This window comes from Peribacillus sp. P4_C12 (assembly GCF_056402095.1).
Window position 1 is genome coordinate 1 of sequence record NZ_JBFUIB010000544.1, and the last position, 2,343, is coordinate 2,343.

Consider the following 2,343-nt stretch of genomic DNA (forward strand, 5'->3'; position numbering starts at 1 on the left):
ACTTCATTCTTTTGAATAGGTTCTTGATGAAGTCTTTCGCTTTTCCTTCTGTTTCCTTCCGTTACGATAGCGGCTACTGAAAGGGCCATTCCGCTTGATGCTGAGTTTACGACAACCGCTGCTTCAGATTGAAGCAATTGCGCAATATGTTGTCCTGCCTTATCAACCAAATCTGAGATTTCAACGTAATTTTGACCACCAGTTTTCATGGCATCCATTACGGTATCTGTAGGTGCAGAAACACCTAATATGCTCATTCTTCCACTTGCATTAATAACTCTTTTCAAACCATATTTAGCATTCAATGAATTCTCCATTTATAACCACTCCTTTTACATCAACTCTTTGTTCTGCAACTCGCTTTTCGCCCTCGGAATCCAGTAAAGGGGTCGATTCATTCTCAATTGAGAATAATGTGAGGTTCGCGATATCTCCCTCAGAAATCCTTCCCAGCTCTGGTTTCTTTAACCACTCTGCTGCATTAATAGTAACCGCATCAATTACCTCTTTTAGCGGATATCCCAAATACAAAAATTTAGAAAGAACATTTGCCATACTAAAAACAGGGCCATTCAATCGATTTCTCCGGTATATATCCGTACTAATTGTATTGAAGTGGACACCACACTTTTTCGCAGTTTCTGCTGTTGGGAAAGAAAAACTTGCAGTTCCGTGACCAACATCCAAATGAACACCCCGTTCAATAGCCTGACTGAACTCAGGTAGGGGCTTTCCTTTATCATCAAATAAATTATTGGCTTTCCCATTTAAGTAATGTGTAATAATGTCTTTTTCCTCAAGTAAATCAAGGACCTCGTTTATATTAGGTGGTCCTGAACCGATATGGACCATAAGAGGTAAATCAGTATCTGCAGAAAATTTTCTAGCAATTTTTAATGGTTCAACACCATTTGTACCAACTACACTTTTACTAATTCTTGCTTTAAGACCTATGATAAAGTCTCTATTTTCAGCAATGGCCTTTTTTAATTCTTCTTCGTTTAGCCAAGATATATCTGATAACTCATCGATTCGCTTCAATCCGATTCGTGAAATATTTAGGAAGGCGAATACATTCGTTTTGGAATTTTTACAACTACTAACCAAGTCTGGTAAGCGGTCTGCTCCAGTACTGCCAGCATCTATAATCGTTGTTACACCTGTTTTATAACCAATCTCGTCAACATCGTCTCCATACGGATCGAATTCGGGAAAGGCATGTACATGCATATCAATCCAGCCGCTGGAAACAAATACTTTGTGTTTGTAGTCCATTACTTTTTCGCCGATTCCAGTTCCGGGCGGAACAATTTCTACAATTTTTCTATTTTCCAATATGATATCTGCAGCATTTCCCTCTACCATTTTTACATTTTGTAGTACGAACCTACCTGTCATTTCACTCATCCTTTTCGGTACGCCCTATAGATTGTTAAATAGCGATTTTGTATACGTTTACAACTCTTATAAGCAGTTATTTATTTCACTTAACAAAAATAGATTATCACATTTTTTTGGATTAATCAATATAACGTTATAATGTTTAGATTTATATTTTTTTGGAGTCATTTTCAAGTTCTAATTATGCGTAAGTTGCTGCCTGATAATACTTAAAAAAAATTTTTTCTCTTAAACATAGGTCCCTAGCTATAAGGGGACATTATTAATAATAATTAGCTATTAAGGAAGAACAAAGGTTTTACAGGGCTTTTTAATGCAGAAGGAAGTTAAATCCCATAAACAGTGAAAACCACATATTTGTTTAAACTGATGGAGCTAAATACAAATTTGTGGTTTAAGCCATTGTTGGCCTCCTTAACTTAACCATTTACTTTGCTGACGTTTTTTCAATTCCTGCTTATAAAAAACTGAATTTCCCCAACGCAAGAAAAAAATTTCAATGTACCCATTCTATTTATTTCATGGAATGTGAATGAAATTTCTAAAATGTTAGATTAGAGTGTCTAAACAGGTCTTAAAAGCACTAAAAAAGGATCTTCAATTAGAAGATCCTTTTAGAACCGCCATATTACATACAATAATCTTAGTATTTACAAAAAGTTGATAATAACCGTTTATCTGAAAAACAAGTGAGAAAGCCTTTAATTTACCTTCTTCGATCCTTTCCAATGTATTTCTCTCAAACGATATTTTTGCAGTTTTCCAGTTGCTGTTTTTGGTAAAGATTCCACAAATTCTACTAATCTAGGTGCTTTAAAGTGAGCCATTTGAGACCGGCAGTAATTAATAACTTCTTCTTCAGTCACATTCGCATTGGAATAATTACTGCCGGTCTCAAATGGCTCACTTTAAAGCACCTAGATTAGTAGAATTTGTGGAATC

General features: G+C 35.5%; 2 protein-coding genes and 1 pseudogene. All 3 read right to left on the reverse strand.

All coding sequences use genetic code 11. The annotated features are described in order from the left end of the window. Positions 1–317: pseudogene (locus AC1DUW_RS26205) on the reverse strand (SelA-like pyridoxal phosphate-dependent enzyme); the annotation flags it as partial. After that, positions 295–1,398: an amidohydrolase/deacetylase family metallohydrolase gene (locus AC1DUW_RS26210; protein ID WP_053345914.1), complete on the reverse strand. Its 1,104-nt coding sequence runs from the start codon at positions 1,396–1,398 to the stop codon at positions 295–297. The pseudogene AC1DUW_RS26205 and the gene AC1DUW_RS26210, both read right to left, overlap by 23 nt. A 704-nt stretch (positions 1,399–2,102) precedes the next feature. Further along, positions 2,103–2,267 carry an AMP-binding enzyme gene (locus AC1DUW_RS26215; RefSeq protein WP_477643859.1) on the reverse strand — a complete coding sequence of 55 codons (165 nt, stop codon included), beginning with the start codon at positions 2,265–2,267 and terminating at the stop codon, positions 2,103–2,105. Positions 2,268–2,343: the final 76 nt, after the last annotated feature.

Excerpts from the sequence above, each read along its gene's own strand:
- AC1DUW_RS26210 (WP_053345914.1), bottom strand. The coding sequence starts at position 1,398 with ATGACAGGTAGGTTCGTACTACAAAATGTAAAAATGGTAGAGGGAAAT.